This is a genomic window from Nocardia sp. FDAARGOS_372 (assembly GCF_002554515.1).
Taxonomy (GTDB): Bacteria; Actinomycetota; Actinomycetes; order Mycobacteriales; family Mycobacteriaceae; genus Nocardia; species Nocardia farcinica.
In genome coordinates this window covers 4,658,387-4,684,785 of record NZ_PDDW01000001.1, presented here as the reverse complement: position 1 = coordinate 4,684,785, position 26,399 = coordinate 4,658,387, and the positions used below count along the sequence as shown (strand labels likewise).

At 69.4% G+C, this 26,399-nt stretch carries 26 protein-coding genes and 1 pseudogene; 13 read left to right on the top strand and 14 right to left on the bottom strand.

From position 1 onward, the window contains the following. The first annotated feature begins 357 nt into the window (after window positions 1-357). The 9 genes from CRM89_RS22030 (at window position 358) to CRM89_RS21990 (ending at window position 9,978) form a co-directional block, all read left to right on the top strand. Complete coding sequence (locus CRM89_RS22030) at window positions 358-1,212, top strand: ABC transporter permease (protein ID WP_011212167.1); 855 nt, start codon at window positions 358-360, stop codon at window positions 1,210-1,212. Between the two features lie 4 nt (window positions 1,213-1,216). Further along, window positions 1,217-2,080, top strand: a complete 864-nt coding sequence (locus CRM89_RS22025) for an ABC transporter permease (RefSeq protein ID WP_011212166.1) — start codon at window positions 1,217-1,219, stop codon at window positions 2,078-2,080. A 39-nt stretch (window positions 2,081-2,119) separates the two neighbouring features. Continuing rightward, on the top strand, window positions 2,120-3,595 hold the full coding sequence (locus CRM89_RS22020) for an MCE family protein (protein WP_228787417.1): 1,476 nt from the start codon (window positions 2,120-2,122) through the stop codon (window positions 3,593-3,595). Continuing rightward, window positions 3,595-4,635, top strand: a complete 1,041-nt coding sequence (locus CRM89_RS22015) for an MCE family protein (protein ID WP_060593937.1) — start codon at window positions 3,595-3,597, stop codon at window positions 4,633-4,635. Before CRM89_RS22020 ends, CRM89_RS22015 begins: the two co-directional genes overlap by 1 nt. An 8-nt stretch (window positions 4,636-4,643) precedes the next feature. Then, the gene (locus CRM89_RS22010; protein WP_228799959.1) at window positions 4,644-5,630 is read left to right on the top strand and encodes an MCE family protein; all 987 of its coding nucleotides are present in this window, start codon (window positions 4,644-4,646) and stop codon (window positions 5,628-5,630) included. Window positions 5,631-5,638: 8 nt separating this feature from the next. Beyond that, window positions 5,639-6,733: an MlaD family protein gene (locus CRM89_RS22005; RefSeq protein ID WP_229434803.1), complete on the top strand. Its 1,095-nt coding sequence runs from the start codon at window positions 5,639-5,641 to the stop codon at window positions 6,731-6,733. Window positions 6,734-6,741: 8 nt separating this feature from the next. Continuing rightward, entirely contained in the window at window positions 6,742-7,833 is a 1,092-nt protein-coding gene (locus CRM89_RS22000; protein ID WP_060595064.1) for an MCE family protein, read from the top strand. After that, complete coding sequence (locus CRM89_RS21995) at window positions 7,830-8,996, top strand: MlaD family protein (protein ID WP_011212160.1); 1,167 nt, start codon at window positions 7,830-7,832, stop codon at window positions 8,994-8,996. The genes CRM89_RS22000 and CRM89_RS21995 overlap by 4 nt, the downstream gene beginning before the upstream one ends. Window positions 8,997-9,123: 127 nt before the next feature. Then, window positions 9,124-9,978, top strand: coding sequence for a transmembrane domain-containing protein (locus CRM89_RS21990; RefSeq protein ID WP_228802347.1), 855 nt, complete (start codon window positions 9,124-9,126; stop codon window positions 9,976-9,978). Between the two features lie 97 nt (window positions 9,979-10,075). On the opposite strand, the gene CRM89_RS21985 is transcribed toward CRM89_RS21990, so the two are convergent. The 6 genes from CRM89_RS21985 to CRM89_RS21960 form a co-directional block, all read right to left on the bottom strand. Further along, entirely contained in the window at window positions 10,076-10,621 is a 546-nt protein-coding gene (locus CRM89_RS21985) for a ribonuclease H (protein ID WP_011212158.1), read from the bottom strand. 10 nt (window positions 10,622-10,631) lie between these two features. Then, a complete protein-coding gene (locus CRM89_RS21980; RefSeq protein ID WP_011212157.1) occupies window positions 10,632-11,102 on the bottom strand; it encodes an SRPBCC family protein in 471 nt (156 codons plus the stop codon). Between the two features lie 117 nt (window positions 11,103-11,219). Continuing rightward, a complete protein-coding gene (gene lhgO / locus CRM89_RS21975) occupies window positions 11,220-12,407 on the bottom strand; it encodes an L-2-hydroxyglutarate oxidase (protein WP_098085978.1) in 1,188 nt (395 codons plus the stop codon). Window positions 12,408-12,459: 52 nt separating this feature from the next. Beyond that, window positions 12,460-13,245, bottom strand: coding sequence for a hypothetical protein (locus CRM89_RS21970; protein WP_098085975.1), 786 nt, complete (start codon window positions 13,243-13,245; stop codon window positions 12,460-12,462). A 312-nt stretch (window positions 13,246-13,557) separates the two neighbouring features. After that, entirely contained in the window at window positions 13,558-14,349 is a 792-nt protein-coding gene (locus tag CRM89_RS21965) for a TIGR03084 family metal-binding protein (RefSeq protein WP_060593942.1), read from the bottom strand. A gap of 100 nt (window positions 14,350-14,449) precedes the next feature. Beyond that, complete coding sequence (locus CRM89_RS21960; protein ID WP_011212153.1) at window positions 14,450-15,805, bottom strand: hypothetical protein; 1,356 nt, start codon at window positions 15,803-15,805, stop codon at window positions 14,450-14,452. A 257-nt stretch (window positions 15,806-16,062) separates the two neighbouring features. Between CRM89_RS21960 and lon the strand changes: the two genes are divergently transcribed. After that, window positions 16,063-18,438: an endopeptidase La gene (gene lon / locus CRM89_RS21955; RefSeq protein ID WP_070108929.1), complete on the top strand. Its 2,376-nt coding sequence runs from the start codon at window positions 16,063-16,065 to the stop codon at window positions 18,436-18,438. A gap of 51 nt (window positions 18,439-18,489) precedes the next feature. Here lon and CRM89_RS21950 read toward each other — a convergent pair whose 3' ends face one another. Beyond that, window positions 18,490-18,954 (bottom strand): PaaI family thioesterase, encoded by a 465-nt coding sequence (locus CRM89_RS21950; protein WP_098085972.1) that lies wholly within the window; start codon window positions 18,952-18,954, stop codon window positions 18,490-18,492. Then, window positions 18,951-19,532: a TetR/AcrR family transcriptional regulator gene (locus tag CRM89_RS21945; RefSeq protein WP_086841467.1), complete on the bottom strand. Its 582-nt coding sequence runs from the start codon at window positions 19,530-19,532 to the stop codon at window positions 18,951-18,953. The genes CRM89_RS21950 and CRM89_RS21945 overlap by 4 nt, the downstream gene beginning before the upstream one ends. 98 nt (window positions 19,533-19,630) lie before the next feature. On the opposite strand from CRM89_RS21945, the gene CRM89_RS21940 reads away from it, so the two are divergent. Next, window positions 19,631-20,698 carry a DNA polymerase IV gene (locus tag CRM89_RS21940; protein ID WP_060593946.1) on the top strand — a complete coding sequence of 356 codons (1,068 nt, stop codon included), beginning with the start codon at window positions 19,631-19,633 and terminating at the stop codon, window positions 20,696-20,698. A 12-nt stretch (window positions 20,699-20,710) separates the two neighbouring features. Here the strand turns inward: CRM89_RS21940 and CRM89_RS21935 are convergent, their stop codons facing one another. After that, window positions 20,711-21,130, bottom strand: a complete 420-nt coding sequence (locus CRM89_RS21935; RefSeq protein ID WP_228792238.1) for a hypothetical protein — start codon at window positions 21,128-21,130, stop codon at window positions 20,711-20,713. A gap of 127 nt (window positions 21,131-21,257) precedes the next feature. Here CRM89_RS21935 and CRM89_RS21930 point away from each other — a divergent pair, with 127 nt between their 5' ends. Then, window positions 21,258-22,253, top strand: coding sequence for an oxidoreductase (locus CRM89_RS21930; RefSeq protein ID WP_098085970.1), 996 nt, complete (start codon window positions 21,258-21,260; stop codon window positions 22,251-22,253). A 46-nt stretch (window positions 22,254-22,299) separates the two neighbouring features. Here CRM89_RS21930 and CRM89_RS21925 read toward each other — a convergent pair whose 3' ends face one another. The 4 genes and pseudogenes from CRM89_RS21925 to CRM89_RS31840 form a co-directional block, all read right to left on the bottom strand. Continuing rightward, window positions 22,300-22,506, bottom strand: a complete 207-nt coding sequence (locus CRM89_RS21925; protein ID WP_098085967.1) for a DUF397 domain-containing protein — start codon at window positions 22,504-22,506, stop codon at window positions 22,300-22,302. Next, window positions 22,503-23,006 carry a DUF5753 domain-containing protein gene (locus CRM89_RS21920; RefSeq protein ID WP_256385950.1) on the bottom strand — a complete coding sequence of 168 codons (504 nt, stop codon included), beginning with the start codon at window positions 23,004-23,006 and terminating at the stop codon, window positions 22,503-22,505. Before CRM89_RS21920 ends, CRM89_RS21925 begins: the two co-directional genes overlap by 4 nt. A gap of 16 nt (window positions 23,007-23,022) precedes the next feature. Then, on the bottom strand, window positions 23,023-23,226 hold the full coding sequence (locus CRM89_RS31845; protein ID WP_229435096.1) for a DUF397 domain-containing protein: 204 nt from the start codon (window positions 23,224-23,226) through the stop codon (window positions 23,023-23,025). A 93-nt stretch (window positions 23,227-23,319) separates the two neighbouring features. Next, window positions 23,320-23,529 (bottom strand): annotated as a pseudogene (locus CRM89_RS31840) (helix-turn-helix domain-containing protein); the annotation flags it as partial. 531 nt (window positions 23,530-24,060) lie between these two features. On the opposite strand from CRM89_RS31840, the gene CRM89_RS21910 reads away from it, so the two are divergent. Beyond that, window positions 24,061-24,369, top strand: coding sequence for a hypothetical protein (locus CRM89_RS21910; protein WP_011212143.1), 309 nt, complete (start codon window positions 24,061-24,063; stop codon window positions 24,367-24,369). Between the two features lie 13 nt (window positions 24,370-24,382). On the opposite strand, the gene CRM89_RS21905 is transcribed toward CRM89_RS21910, so the two are convergent. Continuing rightward, a complete protein-coding gene (locus tag CRM89_RS21905; RefSeq protein WP_172964557.1) occupies window positions 24,383-26,260 on the bottom strand; it encodes an ABC transporter ATP-binding protein in 1,878 nt (625 codons plus the stop codon). Window positions 26,261-26,399 lie beyond the last annotated feature (139 nt).

The following is a 26,399-nucleotide window of genomic DNA, read 5'->3' as shown; positions in this document are numbered from 1 at the left end:
GCTATCGAACGGGCGGGCCGGGCCGGTATCTTTAACGTTTCCAATCGGTGGCGAAGTACTCCCACCGGATTTCGATACGGCGGCAATTTTAGATGATTTCTTTCCGCCCAAATGCGGCGCGTGAGCCGTCAGCAGCCCTTATGAACGGCCTGTTTCTGCAACATGTTCTAAATTTCGGCCGCCGTTATTGGGTTTCGCAACAGCGTTCGTGTGGCTTCTCCTAGCATTTTCCCCGAAGTGCTCCCTATCTATGACTGCGATCACATGTCGGTGGTGTGTTCCGCACTACCCCGTAGTAAGGTGCGTCAAGCAAACAAGTCGTCGGGGTACGCAACCGGCGTCGAGAGGGGTTAGCCAGTGCAGTCGACCAAGAGTCCTCCCCGAGGATCCCGCATAAGTGAAGCGGTCGATTGGACGAGGGCCTATTGGGACGACCATCCGAAGCGCTCGCTGGAGACCTTCGGACGTCAGATCACCATGGGGATCTCGGCGGTCGCCGAGCTGTTCATCGCCATCTTCCGGCGGCGGTTCCCGTTCGACGAATTCGTCCGGCAGTGCGCCTTCATGGCCAACGTCGCCGCGGCGCCCACGCTGCTCGTCGCCATCCCCATCGGCGTCATCGTCTCGATCCAGGTCGGCGCCGTCGCCGGCCAGGTCGGTGCGACCTCGTTCATCGGCGCGGCCAACGGTCTCGGCATCGTCCAGCAGGGCGCCCCGCTGGTCACCTCGATCATGATCGCGGGCGCGGTCGGCTCGGCCATCTGCGCCGACCTCGGCTCGCGCACCATCCGCGAGGAGATCGACGCCATGAAGGTGATGGGCGTCGACCCGATGCGCAGGCTGGTCGCCCCGCGGCTCGGCGCGGCCATGCTGGTCAGCGTGCTGCTGTGCGGCTTCGTGGTGTTCGTCGGCTTCCTGACCGGCTACATCTTCAACATCTTCGCCCAGGGCGGCACCCCCGGTTCCTACATCGGCACCTTCTCCTCCTTCGCCGTCACCCGGGACCTGCTCGTCGCGCTGGTGAAGTCGTTGATCTTCGGTCTGCTGGCCGCGATCATCGCCTGCGACACGGGCCTGAACACCCGCGGCGGCCCCGGCGGCGTCGCGAACTCGGTCAACTCCGCTGTGGTGAGCTCGGCGATCATGCTGTTCGGCGTGAATCTCGGGATCACGCAGATCTACAGCGCCCTATTCCCCCCACAGGTGGTCTGAGCCGGTGTCGTCAACGTATGTGCCGCCGCTGCTGCGGCCGCTCCAGCAGCTCAAGCGATCGGCGCAGGCGCCGGTCGACCTGATCGCGCGCATCGGCCATCAGGTGTTCTTCTTCCTGCGCTCGGTGGGCTCGATCCCGTTGGCGCTCAAGCAGTATCCCAAGGAAGTCTGGCGCCTGCTCACCGACGTCACCTGGGGCAACGGCAACCTGGTCGTCGGCGGCGGCACCATCGGCGTCGTCGTCATCCTCAGTGCCTTCGGCGGCATGACGGTCGGCATCCAGGGCCACACCTCGCTGAACCTGCTCGGGCTGAGCCCGATCACCGGCGCGATCTCGGCCTTCGCGACCACCCGCGAACTCGGCCCGCTGCTGGCCTCGTTGGCCTTCGCCGCGCAGGCGGGCTGTCGCTTCACCGCGCAACTGGGCGCGATGCGCATCTCCGAGGAGATCGACGCGCTGGAGTCGGTGGCCATCCGCCCGCTGCCGTACCTGGTGAGCACCAGGATGTTCGCGGCGATCGTCGCGATCGTGCCGCTGTACTGCCTCGGCCTCGCGGTCGCCTACATCTCCTGCGCGCTGACCGTGCAGTTGGTCGGCGACACCGCCGAGGGCACCTACCAGCACTACTTCTACCAGTTCCTGATACCGACCGATGTGCTGTACTCGCTGCTCAAAGCGATCTTGTTCGTCGCGATCACCACGTTCATCCAGTGCTATTACGGATTCTTCGCCTCCGGCGGCCCGGAGGGCGTCGGTGTGGCGGCCGGTCGCGCGATCAAGATGTGCATCATCCTGGTCGTGTTCGCCGACCTGTTCATGACGTTGGCCATCTGGGGAGTCAATCCCGGAATCCGGATCTCGGGGTAAGGGCAGATGATCATCGATCCCAGTGGGCGTGGACCCACGATGCGGCAGTTGCTGATCGCCGGCGTGTGCGGACTGTTGGTCTTCGCGGTGGTGCTCGGCTTCCTGATGGCCCGCTACCAGGGCTACTTCGTACCGAAGGTGAACGTGGTCGCGAATCTGACCACCACCGGTGACGGCCTGCCCTCCGAGGCGGACGTCAAGTTCCGCGGCGTGCTGGTCGGCGCGGTCGACGAGGTCGAGGTGGCCGCCAAGGGCGAGTTGCAGAAGGTGCAGATCGAACTGAAGCCGGAGTACGCCAAGAGCATCCCGGCCAACGTGACCGCCCGCGTGGTGCCGAGCAACCTGTTCGCGGTGACCTCGGTGGAGCTGGTCTTCAACGGCCCCTCCGACACCTACCTCAGCGAGGGCTCGGTGATCGAGGAGGACCGCAGCAAGGGCACCATCGCGCTGCAGGACACGCTGACCACCGTCCGCAACATCCTGGACAAGATCGATCCGGTGCAGTTCGGCCGGGTGCTCGGCACCCTGTCGCAGGCACTCGACGGCAGCGGTCGGATGCCCGGCTCCACCATCGAGCGGATGGACCGCTGGGTGCAGTCGGTCGACGACGCCATCCCGGATCTGGGCGTGCTGCTGACCGATTTCTCGAATTCCTTCGCGGCGCTGAACGAATCGGCTCCCGAACTGGTCGACGTGCTCGGCAGCTCGGTGTTGACCGCGCGTACCGTGGCCGATCGCCGCAGCGAACTGGTCGCGTTGATCACCGGGACCGGCGGCACCGTCGACGCGGTGAACAACCTGTTCGCGCGCAATCCCGACGTCGGCAAGCAGGTCACCGCCGGAACCGCCGACGCGTTCGGCGCGCTCGCGTCCGACCCGCAGGCGATCACCCGGTCGCTGCTCAACCTGAGCGAGTCGGTGCGCAAGCTGAACACCACCTTCCACTGGGGTCCCTCGCAGCAGATGGTGTGGGACGCGGGCATCACGCTCACCCCGTACAAGCCGTACACGGTGGCGGACTGCCCCCGCTACGGCGAGATGGCCGGGCCGAGCTGCTTCACCGCCCCCGCGGTGAACGAGCTGCCGCCGCTGCCGGAGAACCTGCGCCCCCGCGCGCTGGAGTCGGCGAAGGGGCTGCCGCCGGTGGTGCCGATGCCGGGCTTCCCGCTGATCCCCGGCGTCACCACGCCGGACCCGAGCCGGGCCGCCGCCGCGCAGTCGCCCGCCGCGCCGTCGCCGTTCGCGGGCACGCCGCTGGAAGGCCTCGTGCCTGCGCTGCCGTCGCTGCCCGGTCTGCCCGGTCTGCCGGGCCAGGCCGCGCAACCGCAGGCCGCCCAGCCGGGCGCGACACCGGCCGCGGCGACCAGCACCCCGCAGGCGGGCGCGATCTCCTACCGCGGGGACGACGCGATCACCGCGCTGCTCGGTCGCAAGCCGACGGCCGCGGAGTACCTGCTGCTGAGCCCGATCCTGAAGGGCGGAACCATGACCGTGTCCGAGAGCGGGGCGAGCTGATGAGCATCCGCAAGCCCCTGATCGGCTTCTCCATCTTCGCCATCGTCTCGATCCTGGTGACCGTGCTGGTGTGGAACACGTTGGCGCGCACCGTGAGTGGCGGCACCAACACCTACACCGCGGTCTTCACCGATGTGCTCGGGCTGCGCGAGGGCGACGACGTCCGGATGGCGGGCGTGCGCGTGGGCAAGGTCGACAAGATCGAACTGGCCCGCGACGACCGCAACGCCTCGGTCGCCGAGGTCACCTTCATCGTCCAGCGGGATCAAACGATCTACGAGGACACCAAGGCGCTGGTGCGGTACCAGAACCTGATCGGCCAGCGCTATGTGGCGCTCGAGCCCGGCGAGGCGACCGCGCCGGCCGCCCTGCCGAACAAGGGCACCATCCCGGTCGAGCGCACCGAGCCGTCCTTCGACATCTCGGCGCTGCTCAACGGCTTCCAACCGCTGTTCCAGGTGCTGCAGCCCGAGCAGGTGAACCGGCTCTCCGAGACGTTCATCCAGGCGCTGCAGGGCGACGGGGTGTCGCTGAGCTCGTTCATCGTGCAGGCGGCCCAGCTCGCCACCGATTTCCAGCGGCGCGACGCGATCCTGTCCGATGTGATCGCCAATCTGTCCGGCGTGATGGCGGGCCTGGCCAAACGAGGTGAGGAGTTGGAGACCCTGGTGACCCAGACCCGCGCACTCATCGGCGGACTCTACGAGCAGGGCCAGTCCCTGCTCGGGTCCACCGAGCAGATCGCGAGCGCGACGACCTCCCTGGTCGACATGGTCGACCGGATCCAGCCGGGCCTGCAGCAGGCACAGAACTCGACGACCGCCGCGCTGAACATGCTGCTCTACAACGGCGCCAAGCTCGACCGGGCGGCCATCGACGTGCCGAACCTGATCTCCGCGGCGGGCCGGCACACCTCCGAGGGTGCCTACGCCAACGCCTACCTGTGCGGCCTGGACGTCTCGCTGTACGGCGTGCTCTTCCCGCGCGGTCTGTTCTCCCAGATCGGCGGCAACTCCCACTCGGCGGTGTGCAGGCCATGATCGCGAAGATGAGAAGGCGTTTCGACAGCAACCGCTACTTCTGGCTCGGCGTCCTCGGCGCCATCCTGGTCGTGGTGCTGCTGGCGGTGTCCAGTGTGTTCCGGCTCCTCGGCGTCGGGCAGCAGGAGATCAAGGCCGAGTTCGTGCAGGCGGCGGGCATCAAGGTCGGCGACAAGGTGAACGCGGCCGGTGTGTCCATCGGTACCGTCTCCGGCGCCGAGATCGAGGGCGACCACGTGCTGCTCACCCTCAACGTGGACAAGAGCGTCGAGCTGGGTCCGGACGCGAAGGCCTCGATCAAGATGGCCACCCTGCTCGGGGCCCGCTACGTCGACCTGGTGCCCGGTGACGGTTCCGGTCTGCCGGACGGGCGGATCCCGGTGTCCAACACCACCGTTCCCTACGACCTGGCCGACGTGGTGCAGATCGGCACCCCGAAGTTCGAGGAGCTCGACACCGCCAAGCTGGCCGAGTCGCTGAATCTGATCAACCAGCAGATGGGTGACTCCCCCCAGCTCACCGCGCAGGCGCTCGACAGCGTCGGCGCGCTGGCGAAGATCATCGACACCCGGCGCGAGCAGGTCGACACCCTGTTGAAGGACCTGGACCGGGTCACCGGGATCCTGGCCGACAACCGCAACAGCGTGCTGCTGGTGATCACCCAGGGCGAGGCCATCGCCAACCGGGTGATGGAGCGCCAGGACCTGCTGCGCCAGCTGCTGGACAACATCGCCACGCTCACCCGCCAGCTGCAGCAGATCGGCGCCGACAACAACAACCAGATCGGCCCGACCATCGACCAGCTCAACACCATGGCCGAGGGCCTGCAGAAGAACAAGGACAACCTGGACCGGCTGTTGTCGATCCTGCCGCCGTCGCTGCGCTACCTGTCCAATTCCTGGGGTGGCAACGGCCCCTACGTCGATGTGGCGGTGCCGTGGCTGTTCCCGGACAACTGGTTGTGCTTCGCCCAAGTCATCGAGGGGTGCCAGTGAGGATTTCCGTGCCGACGACGAAGATCAGGGCCGCTGCCAAGGCGGTGGTGATCGGCGCCGCCGCGCTCACCCTGGGCAGCTGCTCACTGCTGCCCGACTCGGTGAGCCTGCAGGACAAGACCAGGATCACCGCCGATTTCGAGAACATCGCAGGCATCTACGAGGGCAACCCGGTGACGGTGCTCGGGCTGGAGGTCGGCACCGTCGACAAGATCGTGCCCAAGGGCACCCTCGTCGAGGTGCACATGACGATCAACGGCGACGTCAAGATTCCCGCCGACGCCGAGGCCGCGATCGTCTCGCCCTCGATCGTCACCAACCGGCACATCGAACTCACCCCGGTCTACACCCAGGGTGCGGAGATGGCCGACGGCACGCACCTGCCGAAGGCGCGGACCAGGACGCCGGTCGAGCTCGACACGCTCATCAAGACCATCGACCAGTTCGCCGCGGCGCTCAAGCCGCAGGAGGGCTCGGAGGGGCTCGGCCCGCTGTCGGGCCGGGTGCTGTACCCGATGCTCGACGGCAACGGCGAGAAGATCCGCGACACCCTCAACGCGCTCTCCGGCGCGCTGAAGGTCGGCGTCGACAACAAGGACGCCATCTCCAACATCATCGTCAAGCTCAACGAGCTGACCACGATGCTGGCCGAGAACGACCAGTCGGTGCGCGACTTCAGCAACCGGGTCACCCAGATGAGCGGCCTGCTCGCCGAGCAGGCGCCCGGCCTGCAGGCCACGCTCGATCAGCTCAACGCGTTCCTGGTGAACACCTCGACCACCTTCGCCGAGCACCAGGACGAGCTGCAGGGCACGCTGACCGGCCTCACCAATGTGACCAACCAGCTGCGCGCGAACGCCTACGGCCTCACCGAGGTCGTGGACGTGGCCCCGCTGGCGTTGCAGAACATCGACCGCATCGTCAGCCGCGAACACGGCTGGGTGCGCCTGCACGCGCTGATCGGCACCGCGCTCAACGGCGAGATCGTCAGCCTGTTCTGCGAGCGGATCCAGATGCGCGCCGACGGCTGCCGAACCGGGAACATGCAGGACTTCGGGCCCGACTACGGGTTGACCGCCGCACTGCTCGGACTGACGAAATGACGAACCGCATGAGGATCAAGGCACGCCGGGCACTGATCGCCCTGGCCGCGGTGACCGCCGTCGGCACCACCTCCGGGTGCGGCCTCACCGTCGAGGACCTGCCACTGCCCAAGCCCGGGCAGGCCGCGGAGACCTACACGCTGCACGCGGTCTTCGAGAACGCGCTGAACCTGCCCGATCAGGCGAAGGTGAAGATCGGCGGTTCGGACGTCGGCGTGGTCACCAACATCACGACCAAGAACTTTCAGGCCGTGGTCGACCTGAGCATCGACAAGAACATCGAGTTGCCGCGGGGCAGCACCGCCGAGTTGCGGCAGGCGACCCCGCTGGGCGATGTGTTCATCGCGGTGTCCAAGCCCAAGGCCGAGCCGGGTGCGGCCATGTTGCAGGACGGCGACACGCTGACCCTGGAGCAGACCTCGGCGGGTGCCACCGTCGAACAGCTGCTGATCTCGGTGTCGATGCTGTTCAACGGCGGCGGCGTGGCCGCGCTGACCAAGCTCGGCTCCGAGCTGGACGCCATCGTCGGCGGTCGCGGCCCGCAGCTGGCGCACCTGATCACCGAGCTGACCGGCGTGGTGGGCAGCCTCAACGAGAACTCCCAGCGGGTCGACGCGGTGCTCGGCGAATTCCACACCCTCGCGAACACCATCGAGAGCAAGCGCGGTGAACTCGGCGAGGTGGCCGACACGCTGCCGCAGATGATCGGCGCGGTCGCCGAGAACAACCGCGCCATCGGCGACATGCTCACCAAGCTCTCCACCGCCAGCGCGGCCATCGGCGACTACTCCAACACCTCGAGCGAACAGCTGCAGAGCCTGCTGGAGAACACCCATCAGCTGATGAACGCCCTCGCCGCCACCGGCAGCGATTTCGAGGTGCTGCTCGACCGGCTGCACGAGATCCGGCCCAAGGTGGACAACACCTTCCGCGGCCGCAGCTTCGCCGTGTACGCGACCGCGACCAACCTCGACATCAGCGCGCTCACCGATCCGGCCAACGCCGGCCTGTGGGACCTGCACGACCTGCAGGACTTCGCGGGCAGCCTCATCCAGGTGCTGCAACTGGTGCAGAACCGGGTGGAGGGGGGCCACCGATGAAGAAGCTCTCGCGCAAGCAGCTGCTGTCGGCGCTCGGTCTGGTGCTGGTGCTGGTGGTCGGTGCGAGCTACCTGCTGGTGTACGTGATGCGGGTGAATCCGCTGCGCGCGGAATACACCGTCACGGTGCAGCTGGATCGTTCCGGCGGTCTGCAACCGGGCAACGACGTCACGCTGCGCGGGTACCGCGTCGGCAAGGTCGACTCGATCGAACTGATCGACCGCGGCCAGGCCATCGCCGCCACCGCCAGGATCGACCAGCGGTACCGGATCCCGGTGGACACGATGGTCTCGGTGCAGGCGCTGTCCGGCGCGGGCGAGCAGTACATCGACTTCCGCCCCGCCACCGAGGACGGCCCGTACCTGGCCGACGGCGCGGTGATCGAGTTCGACAGCGAGCGGGTGAAGACGCCGACGCCGGTGTGGTCGGTGCTGGACAACTCCAGCGCGCTGATCTCCCAGATCGATCCGGACAAGTTCAGCGTGATCCTGGCCGAGCTCGACATCGCGCTCAGCGGCGGCCCGGACCAGCTGCGCGGCCTGATCAACGGGATCAGCCTGGCGATGGCGGGCCTGGACTCGCTGCTGCCGCAGACCACCAACCTGATCACGAACCTGCGCACGATCGCGAACACCACCTCCAACGCCCAGCCGGACCTGGCCACCCTCACCGCCAATTCCGGGGCGCTGTTCGAGCAGTTCAACAACGCCAACGCCGAGGTCCAGCGGATCCTGGACGAGGCGCCGGGCCAACTGGCCAGCCTGGGCGCGGTACTCGACACCACCACCGACCCGATGACCAGCCTGGCGACCAACTTCGTCGCCATCACCCGGGCCGCGCAGCTGCGGCTGCCCGCGATGCGGGCGCTGTTCCCCTCGCTCGCCCTCGGTGCCGAGGCACTGGGTGTGCCGGCCTACGACAACGAATTCCACGCCATGATCGACATCTGGCCGCGTCCGTACTGCACCTACGACACCCCGGTCTACCGCAACGAGGTGGTGCAGGACGGCGCGATCCCGAAGTGGAACTACTGCGTGAATCCGCCCCCGGGGCAGCAGATCCGTGGCGCCGCCAACGCGCCGCGACCGGACGTGCCGAACAACGGCGCGCAGATGCCGCCGGGTGTGGATCCGAACGAACGGACCCTCCCGCCGGTCCGCTGAGTTGCCCCGGGCCCGGGGAGTTCACCCCGGCCCGGCATACTCGCCGCCAGAACGCGCACGGTTCCGCGCAGGGACCGGCCAGCCGAGCGGTGCGTCCGACGCGCCGGGAAAGTGCAGGTTTTTATCGATGGCCACCGACGACGCCGACACCAGCAAGGACGCCGAGAACACCGACAGCGTCGAACTGAAGAAGGACACCTCCGCCGCGGCCGCCGCGCAGAGTGACGCCGCGAAGACCGACGCGCCGCAGGCGGACAAGGACGCGGGCAAGGACGACGCGGGCAAGGACACCGCCGGTAAGGACCCCGCCGACAAAGCCGAGGACGCCGCGGCGGGCAAGGCCGGCGGCGGCGCCACGGCGGTGGGCGAGCGGCGGTCCTCGTCGCTGCCCCTGATCGCCGCCTTCGTGGCCGGCGTCCTGCTGGTCGGCGCGATCACCGCGGTGGTGGCCTTCTACCTGATGGCCGATCGGCGGGGCGCGGAGCTGTCCGCGGTCGACGACGCCACCCGAGCGGCCTGCGACTTCGGCCGGACCGTCTCCGAGTACGACTACGCCAACAACCTCGAGGGCTACTTCACCAAGGTCAAGGACAACGCGACCGGTGAGTTCCGGCAGGAGTTCGAGGACGCCAGCCAGGCGCTCACCGACGCGATGGTGCAGGCGCAGGTCAAGTCCTGGGTCGACGATGTGCAGTGCGGTTTCCAGAACGGTGACACCGAGCAGGCCAAGGTGCTGGTCACCCTGACCCAGTTCCGCACCAACTTCAGCCAGCAGACCCCGGATCGCCAGTACGTCGTGGTGATCGCCGATCTGCAGAACGAGGACGGCCGCTGGAAGGTCGCCAAGCTCGACTCCCCGATGCTCAAGGGCACGGGCACCGGACTGCCCGGTGGCGCGCCCGCGCCGGTCGAGCCGCAGCCCGGCGGCGAGCAGCCGACCGAGCCGCAGGAGCCGGCCGAGCAGCCGCAGCCCGGTAACTGACCGCCTGCGCCACAACCGAATACACCTCCGGCGGTGGGACCGAAGTCTCCGCCGCCGGAGGTCTTTCGGGCGGACCTACCGCGGTCGCCCCGCGGGCTCAGAACAGCGTGAGCGTCTGAGCCGCCGAGGCGACCGCCTTCCCCGAGGTCCGCGCGTCCTGGGGCACCGCGACCGGCGCCGCGGCGATCTCGCTCGCGGGCTCGGCGGGTGCGGCGGCGGCCTTCCTGGCCGCTTCGCCGGCGAGCGCGTCGGCGCGCTCGTTGAAGTAGTTGCCGACGTGGCCGCGCACCCAGCGGAACCGCACCGGGCCGGGACGCCCGGCGATGGCGCGGTCGATCTGCTTGATGAGCTCCACGTTCTTCACGGGGCCGCCGCTGGAGGTGCGCCAGCCGTTGCCGCGCCAGCCGTTGATCCACTCCGAGGCGCACTTGATGGCGTAGAGCGAATCGCTTTCGATCAACAGGGGTTCCGGGCCGGGATGGGCGAGGATCGCCTCGAGCACGGCGCGCAGTTCCGCGATCTGATTGGTGCCGGTGGCGGCTCCTCCGCTGTGCGAGGCGCCGCCCTGATGAGCGACCCACGCCCAGCCGATGGCGCCACCGGGGTTGCGCAGGCAGGATCCGTCGGTGCTGACGATGATCATGGCAGGCACCCTACGCAATCCGGCCGACAAGATCGGTACCGTGGAATTCTTCGATCTCCCTTCGCAATCGCGACTCGGTGCGCCGCAGTGCCCGTCGCACCGCGGATTCCACCAAGCCCGCGCACATCCGGCCGAACAGGCCGCGCGGTGCGGAGTAGTCCGCTTCCGACGTCAGGACCGACCTGCCGTACCCGAGTGGGTCGAAGCGCAGGGTCAGCGTCCCCGAGAGGCGCCCACGCAGCGTATACCCGATCACCGCGTTACGGCGGTATTCGGTGATCTCGCAGGACAGCCGCGTCTGCCACACCGCGAGTCGCACGGTGGTCGCGTAGCGGGCGCCGAGGCCCTGTTCGGTCTCCCCCGTCGGTTCGAAGGCGCTGACGCCGAACATCCAGTCCGGTACGAACAGATGGTTGTCCGTGTAGGTGAAAGCGACCTCGACGGGTGCGCCGACGTCACTCGCATATTTGATGTGGCCCATAGGCCCTCCCTGATCCACGGCTGCGACAAAAGTACTACAGCAGTCCTCTTTATTCGAGGGTTGCTCGCGAATCCGTGGTAGCGAACGGGCGTTCGCGACCGTGCGGTCGCTTGCCGGTCAGAGCTGGTCGACGATGTGTTCGGCGATCGGCATCGCCGAGGTCGCCGCCGGTGAGGGAGCGTTGAGCACATGCACCGAGCGGGGCGTGCGTTCGAGGAGGAAGTCGTGCACCAGCGTGCCGTCCGGGAGTACCGCCTGTGCGCGGATACCGGCGGGCCGCGGCCGCAGATCCGCTGGCCGCAGTTCCGGGCAGTAGCGGCGGCATTCGGCCAGATAGCCCCGCTTGAACAGCGAATTGCGCAGCTCGCGCGCACCCGTGCGCAGGTGGGTGCGGGCGACGCGGCGCATCCCGCCGAAGCTGAGGATGTCGAGCGTGTCGCGCAGATTCACGCTGCCCTTGCGGTAGCCCTCCCTGGCCAGGCCGAGCACGGCGTTCGGGCCGACGGTGAGGGCGCCGTCGACGGTCGGGCTGAGGTGCACGCCGAGGAACGGCAGACTCGGATCGGGGATCGGGTAGATCAGCGTGCGGACGAGATCGGCGCGAGCGGGCGGCAATTGGTAGTACTCGCCCCGGAATGGCACGATGCGCAGGTCCACCGGCAGCCCGGCCAGTCGCGCCATCCGGTCGGCCTGCAGGCCGGCGCACACCACCAGCGTGCGGGCCCGCCAGCTGCCGGCCGGACCGGCGACGGTCACCGCGGTGTCGGTCTCGGTGATGGTGGTGATCTCGGCGCCGAGCACGACCGTGCCCCCGCGGCGGCGCACCTGTGCGGCCAATTCCTCGGTGACCGCGCGGTAGTCGACGATGCCGGTGCTCGGCACGAACAGCGCGCCGACGCCGCGCACATGCGGCTCGCGTCTGCGCAGTTCGGCGGCGTCGATCAGCTCGACCTCGACGCCGTTGGTCACCGACCGCCGGTGGAGGGCCAGCATCCGCTCGTGTTCGACCTCGTCGGTCGCGACCAGCAGCTTCCCGCAGATCCGGTGCGCGATCCCGTGGGTACGGGCGAATTCGGTGGTCCACGCCGCGCCCCGGCGGCACAGTCGCGCCTTGAGGCTGCCCGGTTCGTAGTAGATCCCGGAATGGATGACGCCGCTGTTGTGCCCGGTCTGGTGGACGCCGAGGCGCTCGGCCTTCTCCACGAGCACCAGGCGGGCGCCGGGATTCCTGGTCAGCAGCTCATGGGCCGTGGCGACGCCGACGATGCCGCCACCGACCACACAGAAGTCGTACACGACGGCCACGTTAGTGCGGCGCCGGACCCGACCGCGCGGGGTGTCCGTCGTGCGCGACGACTCAGGCGATGGTGTGATCGGGGCCGACGGCGTGTTCCGGGCCGAAGGTGTGATCGGCGACGACGGTGGTGGGCGCGGCGGTGGCGTCGGAATCCCGTGCCTCCGCGGCCATCCGGGCATCGGCGGGTGAGGCGACGGCGGATGAGGTCACGGCGGCCGGTGCGTCGACCGGGCGCGAGGGCGTTCGGCCGCGCTGGAATTCCATCGTGTGCTCACCGAGCGCCGGATCGCTGAAGGCGACCGCGATTTCCCCACGGCGGGTATCGATCTCGGTGCTCAGCCGGGTGGTGCCCGCGGTCGCGCCCGGTTCGGCCAGCACGTCGAGCAGTGTGGCGACGACGTTGGTGTCCACGGTGACGGCGATCGTCCCCGGATCGCTGGGTCGCACCTGGGCGTCCACGTAGGCACCGGCCAGCCCGAGACGGCCACCGAGACCGGAGCTTTCGGTCGCCGAGGCGGGGTTCACGACCGGCGCGGCGGCGGCCCCCGGGAGCGCGACGACGGGAGGAATCGGCGCATCGGCGGGGAAGACGGCCGCCTGGTAGATGGGACGAGGCCGTTCGACCGCGACCGGTTCGACCGTCGTCACATCCGGGAACGACGGCGCCGGACCCGATGCGCGCGAATCGGGCGCGGCGGGAGCATGATTCGATTCCGTGCGGGACCCGTCGACGGACATCTGACCGACGATGTAGGCGCCGGAAGCGACGGTGAGGGTGAGACTGGCCGCACCCGCCACCACGATCGCGGTGTAGCGCGCGACCTGAGCCGGACGGTGTGTGGGCACGATGCGTTCCTTTCCTCCACTCCCCGAGCATCCACTCCTCGAGTGTTCCACTCCCCGAGCGTCGGCCCGCATCGTCGAAAGCCGGACGCCTGTCCAGACTACGGTACCCCTATCGACCGACATCGTCCTGAGGGCCGGATCACAAATCTCTCCGTCGCGCGGGTTTCCGCGCAGTGGCCAACGGGTAAACCGCAATGAGCAGGCGAGCGCCATTCTCGACTGCCATCGAGACCCCCGGCCAACGGCGTCCGGCCGTCGACACGAAACGGCGCACCCAAGTTTGGCGCTCGCCCGCTCCGACTTCCCGGGTGGTCAGGCGAATTGACCGGCTTCCCGGCCCGCGCCGGTGGGACCGGCGAAGGCCTGCGCGATCGTCAGCCATTCCGCCGCGTCCTGCCCTTGCGCGCGCACGGCCAGATCGTCGGGGTGGCGTCGCTGGGTGACCAGCAGGCAGAAATCGACGGCCGGGCCGGTCACCCGCTGCGCCGCGTCCGCGGGACCCCAGGTCCACAGGCTGCCGTCGGGTGCGGTGAGTTCGACCCGGAATTCCTCGGCGGGCGGGGTCTTTCCGCGCACCGAGTAGGCGAAGTTCCTGGTGCGGACGCCGATGTGGGCGACGCTGCGCAATCGCATGGCGGGTTCCCGGGTGACGCCGAGCGCGTCGGCCACGTCCTGCCCGTGCGCCCAGGTCTCCATCAGCCGCGCGGTGATCATCGAGGCCGGGCTCATCGGCGGCCCGAACCACGGCAGTTTGGTGCCCGCGGGCACCTCCCGCAGCGCCGTCACCAGGGCTTCGCGTCCGGTGCGCCACCGGCGCAGCAGGTCCGCGGGCGGCTGGGTGGCCGCTTCCTCGGCGGCCTCGTCGACGAAGGTCAGCGCGCGCGGTCCGGCCTCGGCGACCATCCCGGCGAACTTCTCGGCGTCGGTGGCGGCGACGGTGGCCACCTCGTCGGTCCAGGCCAGGTGCCCGATCTGGTGGGCGATGGTCCAGCCGGGCGCGGGCGTCGGGGTGGCCCACTGCGCCTCGGACAGCGGGGCGACGAGTCGTTCGAGGTCCGCGCATTCCTCGGCGTAATCGCCGAGCAGCGCCTCCAGGTCAGCCATGGTTCCCCTTGCCGGTCGCGGCACACCGCGGCGTGTGCCAGGTGGGCCCAGCATCGCAGTGCGGGGAAGCAAATGCAAGCACGCATGCTTGTTTATCGCCTCACCAGCCGAACAGCACCAGGTGGATCCCGCCGACGGCCAGGCCGAGCACCGCGCCGTGCAGGTAGAGCAGCCACGCGTCCTGCTCCACCGAGGCGTAGAACATCTCCATGAACTCCCCCGGACTGAGCATGCGCAGCTTGCGGGTGGCGAACTCGTCGATCTTCTTCGCCTGCTCGCGGGCGAACTCCTCGTCCTCGACCAGGCTCGGCGCCAGCCCCACCGCCGCACCGGCGGCGCCCACGGTCAGGTTGTCGAACTGCCGTCTGCCGAAGGCGGCCCGCACCACCGAGTGGGTGGGGCCCAGCTGGCGGTGGATCTCGTCGGCGATCAGGCGCTGCACCAGCTGCCTGGTCTTGTCGCCGTTGGGTCCGTCGAGCAACTCGGCGGAGAGATTCGGCAGCGTCAGCACCTGGTAGGCCAGGATGTGCGCGAGGTCGGTGGCGGCCTGCGGCTGGCGTTTGGCCAGCAGGGCCTGGCGCCACAGGTACTTGTAGCGCGGTTGCGGTTCGCCGGGCTCGAAGACCATCTTCACCGCGATGACGTTGACGATCACGCCGATCGCGGCCGAGGCCAGCAGGACGACCACCCACGCCGGGATCCAGCCGAGCACCGGGATGCCGCTGTGCACGTGCAGGTACAGCGCCATCAGCAGGCCGAACGGCGCGCCGAGCAGGCCGATGCGGACCATGAACTTCAGCTCGGGCTCGGCGATGGTGGTGGTCAGGTCCTTCAGGATGGTCGGGTTCTCGCGCAGGTAGCGGATGACGAAGGACTTGATGTCGATGAGCTGGTCGATGTTGTCGCCGAGCGAGTCGAACGCCCGTCGGCACAGGCTCGGCAGCTGCGCCTCCACCCGCTGGTAGACCACCTGTTTCACCTGCCGCGGCACCGCCCGCCACAGGTCGGGATTCTCCCGGTACATCACCTCGTCGACGATCTGCTGCACCTGGGCGCGGGCCAGCTCGGCGATGTAGTCGGCGACACCGTCGAGGTCGAGTTCGTGGATGAAGTCGCGCGGGCTGCCGATCCGCAGCAGCGCCTTGTCCACGCAGATGCTGGCCATCTTCTCCGCGCGCGCCGGGATGAAACCCTGGAAGCCGAGGCGCCTGCCGTCGCCGGAGAAGGTCGGCAGCACCTGCACCCGGCGCGGCAGATACGGGTAGAGCACGTGCAGGCCGGGCACGCGCACGCCACGGAACTGCACCGGCCAGAACAGCATCAGCACGCCGGTCCAGTTGGTGAGCCAGCCCGCGGCGGCGGCGAAGATCGGGAAGGTCACCAGATCGACGACGAACTTGGACTGCCCGGTCAGGTTCTCCCAGTCGATGAACACCCCTGCCGCGAGTGTCGCCATCGTGGGAGCCCCCTCATGCGAATGCGTTGGACGAAGGCCCTCACATTCTCACTGCGCTGAGCAGGGTGTCAACGCGCCCCGCGACCGCATGCCGCGAGCCTGGGATTCGCCCTCGGCGAACGCCGGATCGGCGCGGAACAAACACGGTAACCCCCGGGTTGAGTAGGTATCGCTCAACTTTTGGAAGGGTCGAAGACGTGACTACACCTCGTGATCTGCCGGTGCTGTTCCTGACCGATCCGATCGTGCTGCCGGGCATGGTCGTGCCCATCGAACTGGACGAATCCGCGCAGGCGGCGATCGACGCCGCCCGCGCCGCCGGGACCGACGCCGTGCTGCTGGCGCCCCGCCTCGCCGAGGGCTACGCCTCCTACGGCGTCATCGCGACCATCGAACAGGTCGGCCGGATGCGGGGCGGCGCGCCCGCGGCCGTGCTGAAGGCCGAACGCCGCGCCAAGATCGGGCACGGCGTCACCGGCCCCGGGGCGGCGCTGTGGGTCGAGGCCGAGCCGGTCGAGACCCCGCCCGCCGACGGCCGCACCAAGGAACTGGCCGCCGAATACAAGAAGCTGGTCGTCTCGGTGTTGCAGCGCCGGGAGGCCTGGCAGCTGGTCGACGCGGTCAACCAGCTCACCGACGCCTCCGCCATCGCCGACACCGCGGGTTACGCGCCGTACCTGACGGCCGAGCAGAAGCGCGAACTGCTGGAGACCCCCGACGTGGCGCAGCGGCTGACCGTGCTGATCGAGTGGACCAAGGCCTACATCGCCGAGGCCGAGGTCACCGAGAAGATCAGTGACGAGGTCCGCGAGAGCATGGAGAAGAGCCAGCGCGAGTTCCTGCTGCGCCAGCAGCTCAACGCCATCCGCAAGGAACTCGGCGAGGACGAACCCGACGGCGCCGACGACTACCGCACCCGCGTCGAGCAGGCCGACCTGCCCGAGGCGGTGCGCGAGGCCGCGTTGCGTGAGGTCGGCAGGCTGGAACGCGCCAGCGACCAGAGCCCGGAATCGGGCTGGATCCGCACCTGGCTCGACACTGTGCTGGAACTGCCCTGGCAGGTCAAGACCACCGACAGCACCGACATCTCGGCCGCCCGCGCGGTCCTGGACGCCGACCACCACGGCCTCGACGAGGTCAAGGACCGGATGGTCGAGTACCTGGCCGTGCGCGCCCGGCGGGCACAGCGCGGTCTGGAGGTGGTCGGCGGACGCGGGTCCGGCGCGGTGCTGGTGCTGGTCGGCCCGCCCGGCGTCGGCAAGACCTCGCTGGGTGAGTCGGTGGCGCGGGCGCTCGGGCGCAAGTTCGTGCGCGTCGCCCTGGGCGGTGTGCGCGACGAGGCCGAGATCCGCGGCCACCGCCGCACCTACGTCGGCGCGCTGCCCGGCCGGATCGTGCGCGCGATGAAGGAGGCCGGGTCGATGAACCCGGTGGTGCTGCTCGACGAGATCGACAAGGTCGGCTCGGACTTCCGCGGCGATCCCGCGGCGGCCCTGCTCGAGGTGCTCGATCCCGCGCAGAACCACACCTTCCGCGACCACTACCTGGACCTCGACCTCGACCTGTCCGACGTGCTGTTCATCGCGACCGCCAACGTCATGGACACCATCCCTGGCCCGCTGCTGGACCGGATGGAGCTCATCACCGTCGACGGATACACCGAGGCCGACAAGGTGGCCATCGCGCGTGACTTCCTGGTGCCCCGGCAGCTGGAACGCAACGCGCTGACCGCCGAGGAGGTGCGCATCACCGAGGCGGCGCTGCGCGAGATCGCGGCGAACTACACCCGCGAGGCCGGTGTGCGCCAGATGGAGCGGCTGATCGCCAAGGCGCTCCGCAAGGCGGCCACCCGGCTGACCGAGAGTGCTTCGGACCCAGCCGATTCCGACTCCACGGTGACGCCGATCCGCACCGGATACGATCCCGAACTCGGCTACGACGAGGTGGTCACCGACCGCGGACAGACGCCGCTGACGATCGACGTGGGCGATCTGAAGGAGTACCTGGGCCGGCCGCGTTTCACCCCCGATTCGGTGGAGCGGACCGCGGTGCCGGGTGTGGCGACCGGGCTCGCGGTGACCGGCGCGGGCGGTGACGTCCTCTACATCGAGGCCAACGCCGCCGAGGGTGAGCGCTCGCTGACCCTCACCGGCCAGTTGGGCGATGTCATGAAGGAATCGGCGCAGATCGCGCTGACCTACGTGCGTTCGCACCTCGCGGAGATCGGTATCGAGCCGTCGGTGCTGGATCGCAACATCCACATCCACTTCCCGGCGGGTGCGGTGCCCAAGGACGGTCCGTCCGCCGGCGTGACGATGGTGACCGCGCTGGTCTCGCTGGCGCTGGGCCGCCAGGTCCGCGCCGATGTCGGGATGACCGGTGAGGTCACCCTGAACGGGCGGGTGCTGCCGATCGGCGGGGTGAAGCAGAAGCTGCTCGCCGCCCAGCGCGCGGGGTTGAAGACCGTGTTCATCCCGGCCCGGAACGAGCCGGATCTGGACGAGGTCCCCGCCGAGGTGCTGGCCGCGCTGGACGTGCGTCCGGTCGCCGACGTGGCCGACATCCTGGCCTACGCGATCGAACCGGTCGCCGAACCCGCCGCCGACGGCAGGCCGCTGGCCGCCACCGCCTGACGGCGCACGCGAAGGCCGGGCACGAACCCTCGTGCCCGGCCTTTCGCCTACTCACCCGAGGGCGCGGTCCACCGCTCGGGTGATGCCCTGCGCGACGGCGCACAGCACCGGCGCGGCGCCGTGGGTTTCGAGACCGTCGGCTGCCGCGGGCTCGGATTCCGCGTAGATCTCGCAGTTCACCACGGCCTGGCGGCGGGTCGAGCCGGTGACCCTGGCTTCGGCGCGCAGGCGCTCGCCCGCGGCGGGCCGCAGGTAGGTGATGCTGAAACCACCGGTGAGGACGTTGGCGCCGAGCACGGTCCCCGCCGCGAAGGTGAGCGCGTTGTCGGCGAGGTAGGACAGCACGCCGCCGTGCACGTAGCCGAACTGCTGGCGCAGTTCCGGCCGGATCGGCACCACCAGGGTGGCCGCGCCGTCACCGAAGGCCGTGAGCTGTGTGCCGACCAGTTCGGCGAAGGGCTGGGCGGCCAGCACCTGGGCGGCGGTGCCGTAGTCGAGGGCGAGGGAGTCGGTCATCGGGTGCCTTCCTGCGTGGGGTGCGCCTGCCCGGCCAGGACCTGCCAGGCCGCGGCCGCGAGCTCGTCGGCGATCTCGGTGGGGGCGACCGGGACGGCGCCGCCCAGCCATTGGCGCGAGTACTCCTGGGCGGGGCCGAGCCACAGCGCGTAGAGCACGTCGAAGTCGAGCGCGCGCACCGCGCCGTAGCGTGCGTGCGTGCGCCACCAGCGGTTGACGTCGGCGAGGAAGGTGCGGTTGCTCTCGCTCTCGCGCACTCCCGGTGGCCGCGCGGAGAGCAGAATGGTTGCCCGCGAACGATTCTCGGTGACCCATCGCAGGTGCGCGCGCACCCCTTCGGTCACCCCGGTGCGCGCGTCGACGCTCTCCCCGACCGCCGCCCAGAACCGGTGTTGGTAGTCGGCCAGCGCGTGCGCCCACACCTGGCGGTACAGGTCCGCCTTGTCCGGGAAGTGGTGGTACAGCGCGCCGACGCTGGCCCCGGCCGCCTCCCGGATCCGCGCCAGCGTGGCGTCGAGCGCGCCGTGCTCGGCGAATTCGCGCTCGGCCGCCAGCAGCAGCCGATCTCGAATCTTCATATCCAGAATCTAGTTCTGTTTTCCGGGTGTGGCAAGAGAAGAACCGCTGCTCGTGGTGGCGGATGGGCTGAGGCGGCGCGGTGGGGTAAGACGGAGAGGTGGCCAGATGGCTGTTGCACGTCGATCTCGACCAGTTCCAGGCGGCGGTGGAGTTCCGGCGCCACCCGGAACTGCGCGGCCGTCCGGTGATCGTCGGTGGCAACGGTGACCCGCAGGAACCGCGCAAGGTCGTCACCTGCGCGTCCTATCCGGCACGGGCGTACGGGGTGCGGGCGGGCATGCCGTTGCGCGCGGCGGCCCGCAAGTGCCCCGACGGCGTGTTCCTCCCGTTGGACATGGCCGCCTACGAGGAGGCCTCCGACGAGGTGATGGCGGTGCTGCGCACGTTTCCGGGCACCGTGGAGGTGTGGGGTTGGGACGAGGCGTTCCTGGCCGCCGACACCGACGACCCGGAACTGCTGGCCCGCGAGATCCGCGGCGCGATCGCGGAGCTGGATCTGGGCTGCGCGATCGGTATCGGCGACAACAAGCTCACCGCCAAGCTGGCCACCGGCTTCGCCAAGTCGGCGGGTAAATCCTCCGCCGCACCCGTCGACGACCCCGGCGCGGCCACCGGCACCTTCCGGCTCACCGCCGCGAACTGGACCGAGGTCATGGGCCACCGCCCCACCGCCGCGCTGTGGGGCATCGGCAACCGCATCGCGGCCCGGCTGGCCGGCCTGGGCATCGAGACCGTCGCCGACCTGATGGCCGCCGACCGGCACCGGCTGGCCGCCGAGTTCGGGCCGAGCACCGGCCCGTACCTGTGGGTGCTCGGGCACGGCAGAGGCGACACCGAGGTCAGCAGCGAACCACGAGTGCCGGTGGGCCGCAGCCGATCCGAGACCTTCCCCCGCGACCTCACCGACCCCGCGGAGATCAGGGCGCAGGTCGCGCGGATCGCCACCGCGGTCGCCGAGGAGATGGCCGAGGCCGGACGGATCACCGTCCGGGTCTCGGTCACGGTGCGGACCAAGACCTTCTTCACCCGCAGCAAGCAGACGAAGCTACCCGAACCGACCGCCGACGTCGCCACCATCACCGAGGCGGCGTTGCGGGTGATCGACCGGTTCGAGCTCGACCGTCCGGTCCGATTGCTCGGCGTGCGACTGGAATTCGCGCCCTGAACCCGGTGCTGGTCAGCGGCGCTGCAACCAGACCGAGGCCAGCGGATACGGCAGGATCACCGGCGTATCGGCGACGTTCACCGTCCCGGTCCACATGCCCTGGCGCGGATCGATGTCGCGCAGTGCGAGCCCGAGCGGCACGCCATCGAACACGACGTAGGTCTCGTCCGGGCCCACCGGCCGCTGTCGCCCGCCGAGCGCGAAGGCCGGGCAGGCCAGCCGGACGGACGTGCCGTTGTCCGCGACCTGCAGATCGCAGCCTTCGAGCGGGGTGGGCAACACGTTCGACGGGCCGCGCCCGATCCGGTAGTCACCGGCCGGGATCACCCCGTTGCGCGGGAACTCGGGGTCGTCGGCGTGGGCAACAGCGGGGGCCGCGCACAAGGCCGCGCCGATCAGCGCGGCGGTCGCGGCGAGCCTGCGCAGTGTCATCGTGGCTCTCCTGTCGTTCGAATTGTCCACCTGCACGGTAACTGCCGCGGAGCGCGAACCGCCCGTGACGGGGCCGATGGCCCGGCATCGCCCCCGGCCGCCCGGCTCGGCTCGTATGCTCGACCGCATGGAATTCCGCGCGATGGTGGCACACGAATCGGACAGCGGGATCGTGCTGACCCGGCAGGAACTCGACGAGAATTTCCTCGGCCAGGGTGCGGTCACGATCAAGGTGCACTTCTCGAGCGCCAATTACAAGGACGCACTGGCCATCACCCCGGGCGGTGGCGTCGTGCGCAAGTACCCGATCATCCCGGGCATCGACCTCACCGGCGAAGTCGTCTCCTCCGACAGTGCGGAGTTCGCGCCGGGCGACCAGGTCGTCGCACACGGCTACGACATCGGTGTGGCCCACCACGGCGGCTTCGCCGAGTACGCCAGGGTGCCCGCCGAGTGGGTGGTGAAACTCGACGGGCTCAGCACCCGCGACGCCGCCGCCATCGGCACCGCGGGCTTCACCGCCGCCCTCAGCGTCCAGGCCCTGCTCGACCGCGGCCTCACCCCCGACGACGGCGCCATCCTGGTCACCGGCGCGACCGGCGGCGTCGGCAGCGTCGCCGTCGACATCCTGTCCGGACTCGGCTTCGAGGTCATCGCCTCCACCGGCAAGACCGACGCGGGCGACCTGCTGTCGGAGATCGGCGCCAACGAGGTCATCGGCCGCCTGCCCGAAGACCCGGACGCCAAGCTGCGCCCGCTGTCCAAGGCCCGCTGGGCCGGCGCGGTCGACAGCGTCGGCGGCCGCTCGCTCGCCTACATCCTCAGCAGCATCGGATACGGCGGCACCGTCGCGGCCAGCGGCCTCACCGGCGGCCCCGACCTCCCCGCCACCGTCATGCCGTTCATCCTGCGCGGTGTCGCCCTCATCGGCATCGACTCGGTGGCGTACCCCATCGAGAAACGCCGGGCCCTCTGGTCCCGCCTCACCACCGATTTCCGCCCCCGCCACCTCACCCAGCTGGAGAACCACGCCCCGGTGACGGACGCGGAGCGGGTCCTGCACGCGATCAAGAACGGCACCCACTCCGGCCGCACCGTGCTCGGCGTCGCGGGCGAATTCTGAGCATCGACGGTCGAATCCCCCCGGGACATCACGGGGGGATTCTCGTTCAGCCCCGGTCGAAATCCCCCGCGCGCACCCCGGCGAGAAAGGCGCGCCATTCACTCGCGGTGAAGGTCAGGACGGGCCCGGTGGGGTTCTTGGAGTGGCGGACACCGACCGCGCCGTCCTCGAGGAACGCCACCTCGACGCACGCCGCGTCACCCTGGCTGTGCGTGCTCTTGAACCAACGCGCGCCGACCGGGTCGGTACTCATAGGAACTCCTTCGCGATCTTCCTGATCAGCACGCGGCTCTCGGCCGCGTTCAAGGATGCGTTGTGGAACGCCGCCCATACCGAGCGATACCGGTCCACGTCGTGCTCTCTCTCCAGATAGATCTTCCCCGTCAGAACGCTTTCGAGGTAGACCACGGAAGGTTCTCGGCGACGGCCTTTCCCGTCCTGGCCGAAATCCAAGATGACGAACGTGCCCGGCAGCAGGCCCATCGGTATGCCTGCGGCGAACGGCAGGACACGAACCGTGATGTTCGGGCGTGTGCTCTCGTCCGCGAGGTGCCGCAATTGGTTGACCATCATCCGGGGAGTGCCGACGGCCCGGCGAAGCGCCGATTCGTGGAGGACGACGGCGAACTCGACAGGCTCGGTCTTCCGCTTGATGATCATCTGCCGCTTCATAACTCCGGCTCGCTCCGGCCGCACGGTGCTCGGTGTCGCGGGCGAATTCTGAGCATCGACGGTCGAATCCCCCCGGGACATCACAGGGGATTCTCGTTCAGCCCCGGTCGAATTCCCCCGCGCGCACTCCGGCGAGGAAGGCGCGCCATTCACTCGCGGTGAAGGTCAGGGCGGGCCCGGTGGGGTTCTTGGAGTGACGGACACCGACCGCGTCGTCCTCGAAGAACGCCACCTCGACGCACTCCGTCGACTGACTGAATGTGCTCTTGAACCACTGGGCGGGGGTGGGTTTTCCGTTCACGCCAGATACTCCTTGGCCATTCTCCGCAGCAACGTTCTGCTGCCTGCTTCGTCCAGCGCCGCCTTGTGCCAGATACCGCGCTGCGGCAATCTCTTCCGGTGCGCGTTCGTAGATCTCGCACAGCTGTTGAACAACGCCGAGTCGTACCTTGTTCGCCTGTCCTTTCTCCAGTCGGTGCAGCGTGGTCGTGCCGATGTCGACCAGCCGCGCGGCTTGGGACAAGCTCAGCCCTACTTCGTCTCGGTAGCGGTGCAGGAGGCGCCCCAGTTGGCGGCGGGGCAGGGTGCTGTCGTCGTCGGCCATCGATCGTTTCCCCTCGTGGGCGGAACGGTGGACAGCAGGGAGCGGGAGACAGTGTGGCACGGACGGGGAACACGACAAGGGCGAATGCGCGAGATTTCCGGGTGATCCGCTCGGCGGACGCGGTGGGGGCCGCGCGATGGTGTCCTGGTGTCGGCCGGTATCCGGTGTGCAGGGAGCTGATTCGCCCTCGACGTGTGACGCCGAACACGTCCGCGGGGGGAATGCCGGATGCCGCGCCATCTGCGAAAACCACCCATCACCAGGAGGGGGCGCCGATGCGTCCGGCATTCGAACCATGTGGCACGCGCAACAAACCGGCTCGGCGCCCCGAGCACGCGCTCCCGCAACGTTTTCCGCGCCGGATCGGTGGCACCCCGATCACGGGAAGATCGGACCCGCTCTCCGCCGAGGTGGTGGCGCGCTTCGCGGTGGCGATGCGCGGGTGGGGGTGCGAGGGGTCCGGGACAGCTTCCCGGTGCCGGGATGTCGCGTCTCCCGGCACCGGGAAGAACCAGTGAGAGGAGGGCTCGGATGCGCCGGAACCCGTTGCGCACCACGGAGACGAGAACGGGGAAGGTGGCGGTCTGGCAGATCGTCGATCGCAATGTGCGGGTGGTGCGGCTGCGGGTGGCCGCCGACGCCACCCCCGCCTACCTGTATCCACGGACTCCGCTGCCCGCGGTGCAGCCGGGCACCGTCGTGTTCGACAATGCCCGGCTGCCGGATCTCGCGCAGGTCAGGGAGTGGTTCCCGCGGCACGAAGACCTCTGGAACGCCGTGCGCGACGATTACTGGTCGGCCCTGCTCGAACAGGTCGAGGTGCGCCGGGCCCACGGGTGACCCGGCGCACCGCTCACGCCGCCAGCTCGACCGGGTCCGCGAATTGGGTGCGGTACAGCTGCGCGTACCGGCCGTCGGCGGCGAGCAGTTCGGGGTGCGTGCCCTGTTCGACGATCCGGCCGTGCTCGAGCACCACGATCTTGTCGGCGGCGCGGATGGTCGAGAGCCGGTGCGCGATCACCAGCGCCGTGCGACCGTCCAGTGCCTCGGTCAGCGCTTCCTGTACGGCGGCCTCGGAAGTCGAGTCCAGCGAGGCGGTGGCCTCGTCGAGGATCACCAGGCGCGGCTGCTTGAGCAGCAGGCGCGCGATGGTCAAGCGCTGGCGCTCGCCCCCGGAGAGCCGGTAGCCGCGCTCGCCGACCACGGTGTCGAGCCCGTCGGCCAGCGACTCCACCAGGTCGGCCAAGCGGGCCCGGCGCAGCGCGTCCCACAGCTGCGCCTCGTCGGCTTCGGGCCGCGCCAGCAGCAGGTTGGCCCGGATGGTGTCGTGGAACAGGTGGCCGTCCTGGGTGACCAGGCCGACCGTCTCACGCAGCGACCGGGCGCTGATCTCCCGCACGTCCACCCCGTTCAGCCGCACCGCGCCGGAGTCCACGTCGTACAGCCGCGAAACGAGCTGGGCGATGGTGGATTTCCCGGCGCCGGAGGAGCCGACCAGCGCCACCATCTGTCCCGGCTCGGCCCGCAGCGAGATGTCGTGCAGCACCTCCACGCCGCCGCGGGTGTCGAGCGTGGCGACCTCCTCGAGCGAGGCCAGCGACACCTTGTCCGCCGACGGGTACCCGAAGCGGACCCCGTCGAGTTCGAGATCGACCGGGCCGTCGGGCACGGGGACCGCGCCCGGCGCGTCCTCGATGAGCGGTTTCAGGTCCAGCACCTCGAAGACCCGCTCGAAGCTCACCAGGGCCGCCATGATCTCCATCCGCGCGCTGGCCAACGCCGTGAGCGGGGTGTACAGCCTGGTCAGCAGCAGCGACAGCGCGACGACGGCACCGGCGTCGAGCCGCCCGACCAGCGCGTACCAGCCGCCGAGCCCGTAGACCAAGGCCACCGCCAGCGCCGACACCAGCGTCAGCGAGGTGACGAACACCGTCTGCAGCATGGCGGTGCGCACCCCGATGTCGCGCACCCGCCGCGCCCGCACCGCGAACTCGTCGGACTCCTGCTCGGGGCGGCCGAACAGCTTCACCAGGGTGGCGCCGGGCGCGGAGAACCGCTCGGTCATCTGCGTGCTCATCGCGGCGTTGAGCCGGGCGGCCTCGCGCTGCATGGCGGCGAGCCGGTTGCCCATCCGGCGGGCGGGCAGCACGAACACCGGCAACAGCAGCAGCGCCAGCAGGGTGATCTGCCAGGAGATGCTCACCATCACCGCGAGCGTCAGCGCCAGGGTGACCAGGTTGGTGACCACCCCGGAGAGCGTGTCGCTGAAGGCGCGCTGCGCCCCGATCACGTCGTTGTTGAGCCTGCTCACCAGCGCGCCGGTGCGGGTACGGGTGAAGAACGCGACCGGCATCCGCTGCACATGGTCGAACACCGCGCGGCGCAGATCCAGGATCAGACCCTCGCCGATGCGCGCCGACAACCACCGGATCACCAGTCCGAGCCCGGCGTCGGCGACCGCGAGCAGGCCGATGGCCGCGGCCAGCAGCACCACCGTCCGCGGCGGCGAGGCGCCGACGATGCCGTCGACCACCCGGCCCGCCAGCACCGGTGTCGCCACCGCCAGCACCGCGGCGACCACACTGAACAGCAGGAACACCCCGATGCGGCGGCGGTGCGGCGCCGCGAACCGCAGGATGCGTCCGGCGGTGGCGGCACGGAACGGCCGCTGCTCCTCCGGCGCGTTCGCCTGCCGGTACATCTGGCTCCACGCCACCGATTCGATACTCACGTCAGCTCCCTCTCGACCCCGCCCATTCCACTCCTGGCCACCGACACTAAGACCTCAACCAAAGTTCAGGGCAAGACGATTCCGCGACCTTTCGCTGTCCGCCGTGAGCGAACACCGCCACCCCTCGCTCGCTAGGCTG

Coding starts and splice junctions, on each gene's coding strand:
- CRM89_RS21960 (WP_011212153.1), bottom strand. CDS start 15,805: ATGGCGACACTCGCGGCAGGGGTGTTCATCGACTGGGAGAACCTGACC.
- CRM89_RS21920 (WP_256385950.1), bottom strand. CDS start 23,006: ATGTCCCGGGGGGATTCGACCGTCGATGCTCAGAATTCGCCCGCGACA.
- CRM89_RS22010 (WP_228799959.1), top strand. CDS start 4,644: ATGAGAAGGCGTTTCGACAGCAACCGCTACTTCTGGCTCGGCGTCCTC.
- CRM89_RS21925 (WP_098085967.1), bottom strand. CDS start 22,506: ATGAGTACCGACCCGGTCGGCGCGCGTTGGTTCAAGAGCACGCACAGC.
- CRM89_RS21995 (WP_011212160.1), top strand. CDS start 7,830: ATGAAGAAGCTCTCGCGCAAGCAGCTGCTGTCGGCGCTCGGTCTGGTG.
- CRM89_RS22020 (WP_228787417.1), top strand. CDS start 2,120: ATGCGGCAGTTGCTGATCGCCGGCGTGTGCGGACTGTTGGTCTTCGCG.
- CRM89_RS21930 (WP_098085970.1), top strand. CDS start 21,258: ATGGAATTCCGCGCGATGGTGGCACACGAATCGGACAGCGGGATCGTG.
- CRM89_RS21965 (WP_060593942.1), bottom strand. CDS start 14,349: ATGGCTGACCTGGAGGCGCTGCTCGGCGATTACGCCGAGGAATGCGCG.
- CRM89_RS22000 (WP_060595064.1), top strand. CDS start 6,742: ATGAGGATCAAGGCACGCCGGGCACTGATCGCCCTGGCCGCGGTGACC.
- CRM89_RS21950 (WP_098085972.1), bottom strand. CDS start 18,954: ATGACCGACTCCCTCGCCCTCGACTACGGCACCGCCGCCCAGGTGCTG.
- CRM89_RS21945 (WP_086841467.1), bottom strand. CDS start 19,532: ATGAAGATTCGAGATCGGCTGCTGCTGGCGGCCGAGCGCGAATTCGCC.
- CRM89_RS21985 (WP_011212158.1), bottom strand. CDS start 10,621: ATGATCATCGTCAGCACCGACGGATCCTGCCTGCGCAACCCCGGTGGC.
- CRM89_RS21990 (WP_228802347.1), top strand. CDS start 9,124: ATGGCCACCGACGACGCCGACACCAGCAAGGACGCCGAGAACACCGAC.
- lon (WP_070108929.1), top strand. CDS start 16,063: ATGGTCGTGCCCATCGAACTGGACGAATCCGCGCAGGCGGCGATCGAC.
- CRM89_RS21910 (WP_011212143.1), top strand. CDS start 24,061: ATGCGCCGGAACCCGTTGCGCACCACGGAGACGAGAACGGGGAAGGTG.
- CRM89_RS22015 (WP_060593937.1), top strand. CDS start 3,595: ATGAGCATCCGCAAGCCCCTGATCGGCTTCTCCATCTTCGCCATCGTC.
- CRM89_RS21980 (WP_011212157.1), bottom strand. CDS start 11,102: ATGGGCCACATCAAATATGCGAGTGACGTCGGCGCACCCGTCGAGGTC.
- CRM89_RS21935 (WP_228792238.1), bottom strand. CDS start 21,130: ATGACACTGCGCAGGCTCGCCGCGACCGCCGCGCTGATCGGCGCGGCC.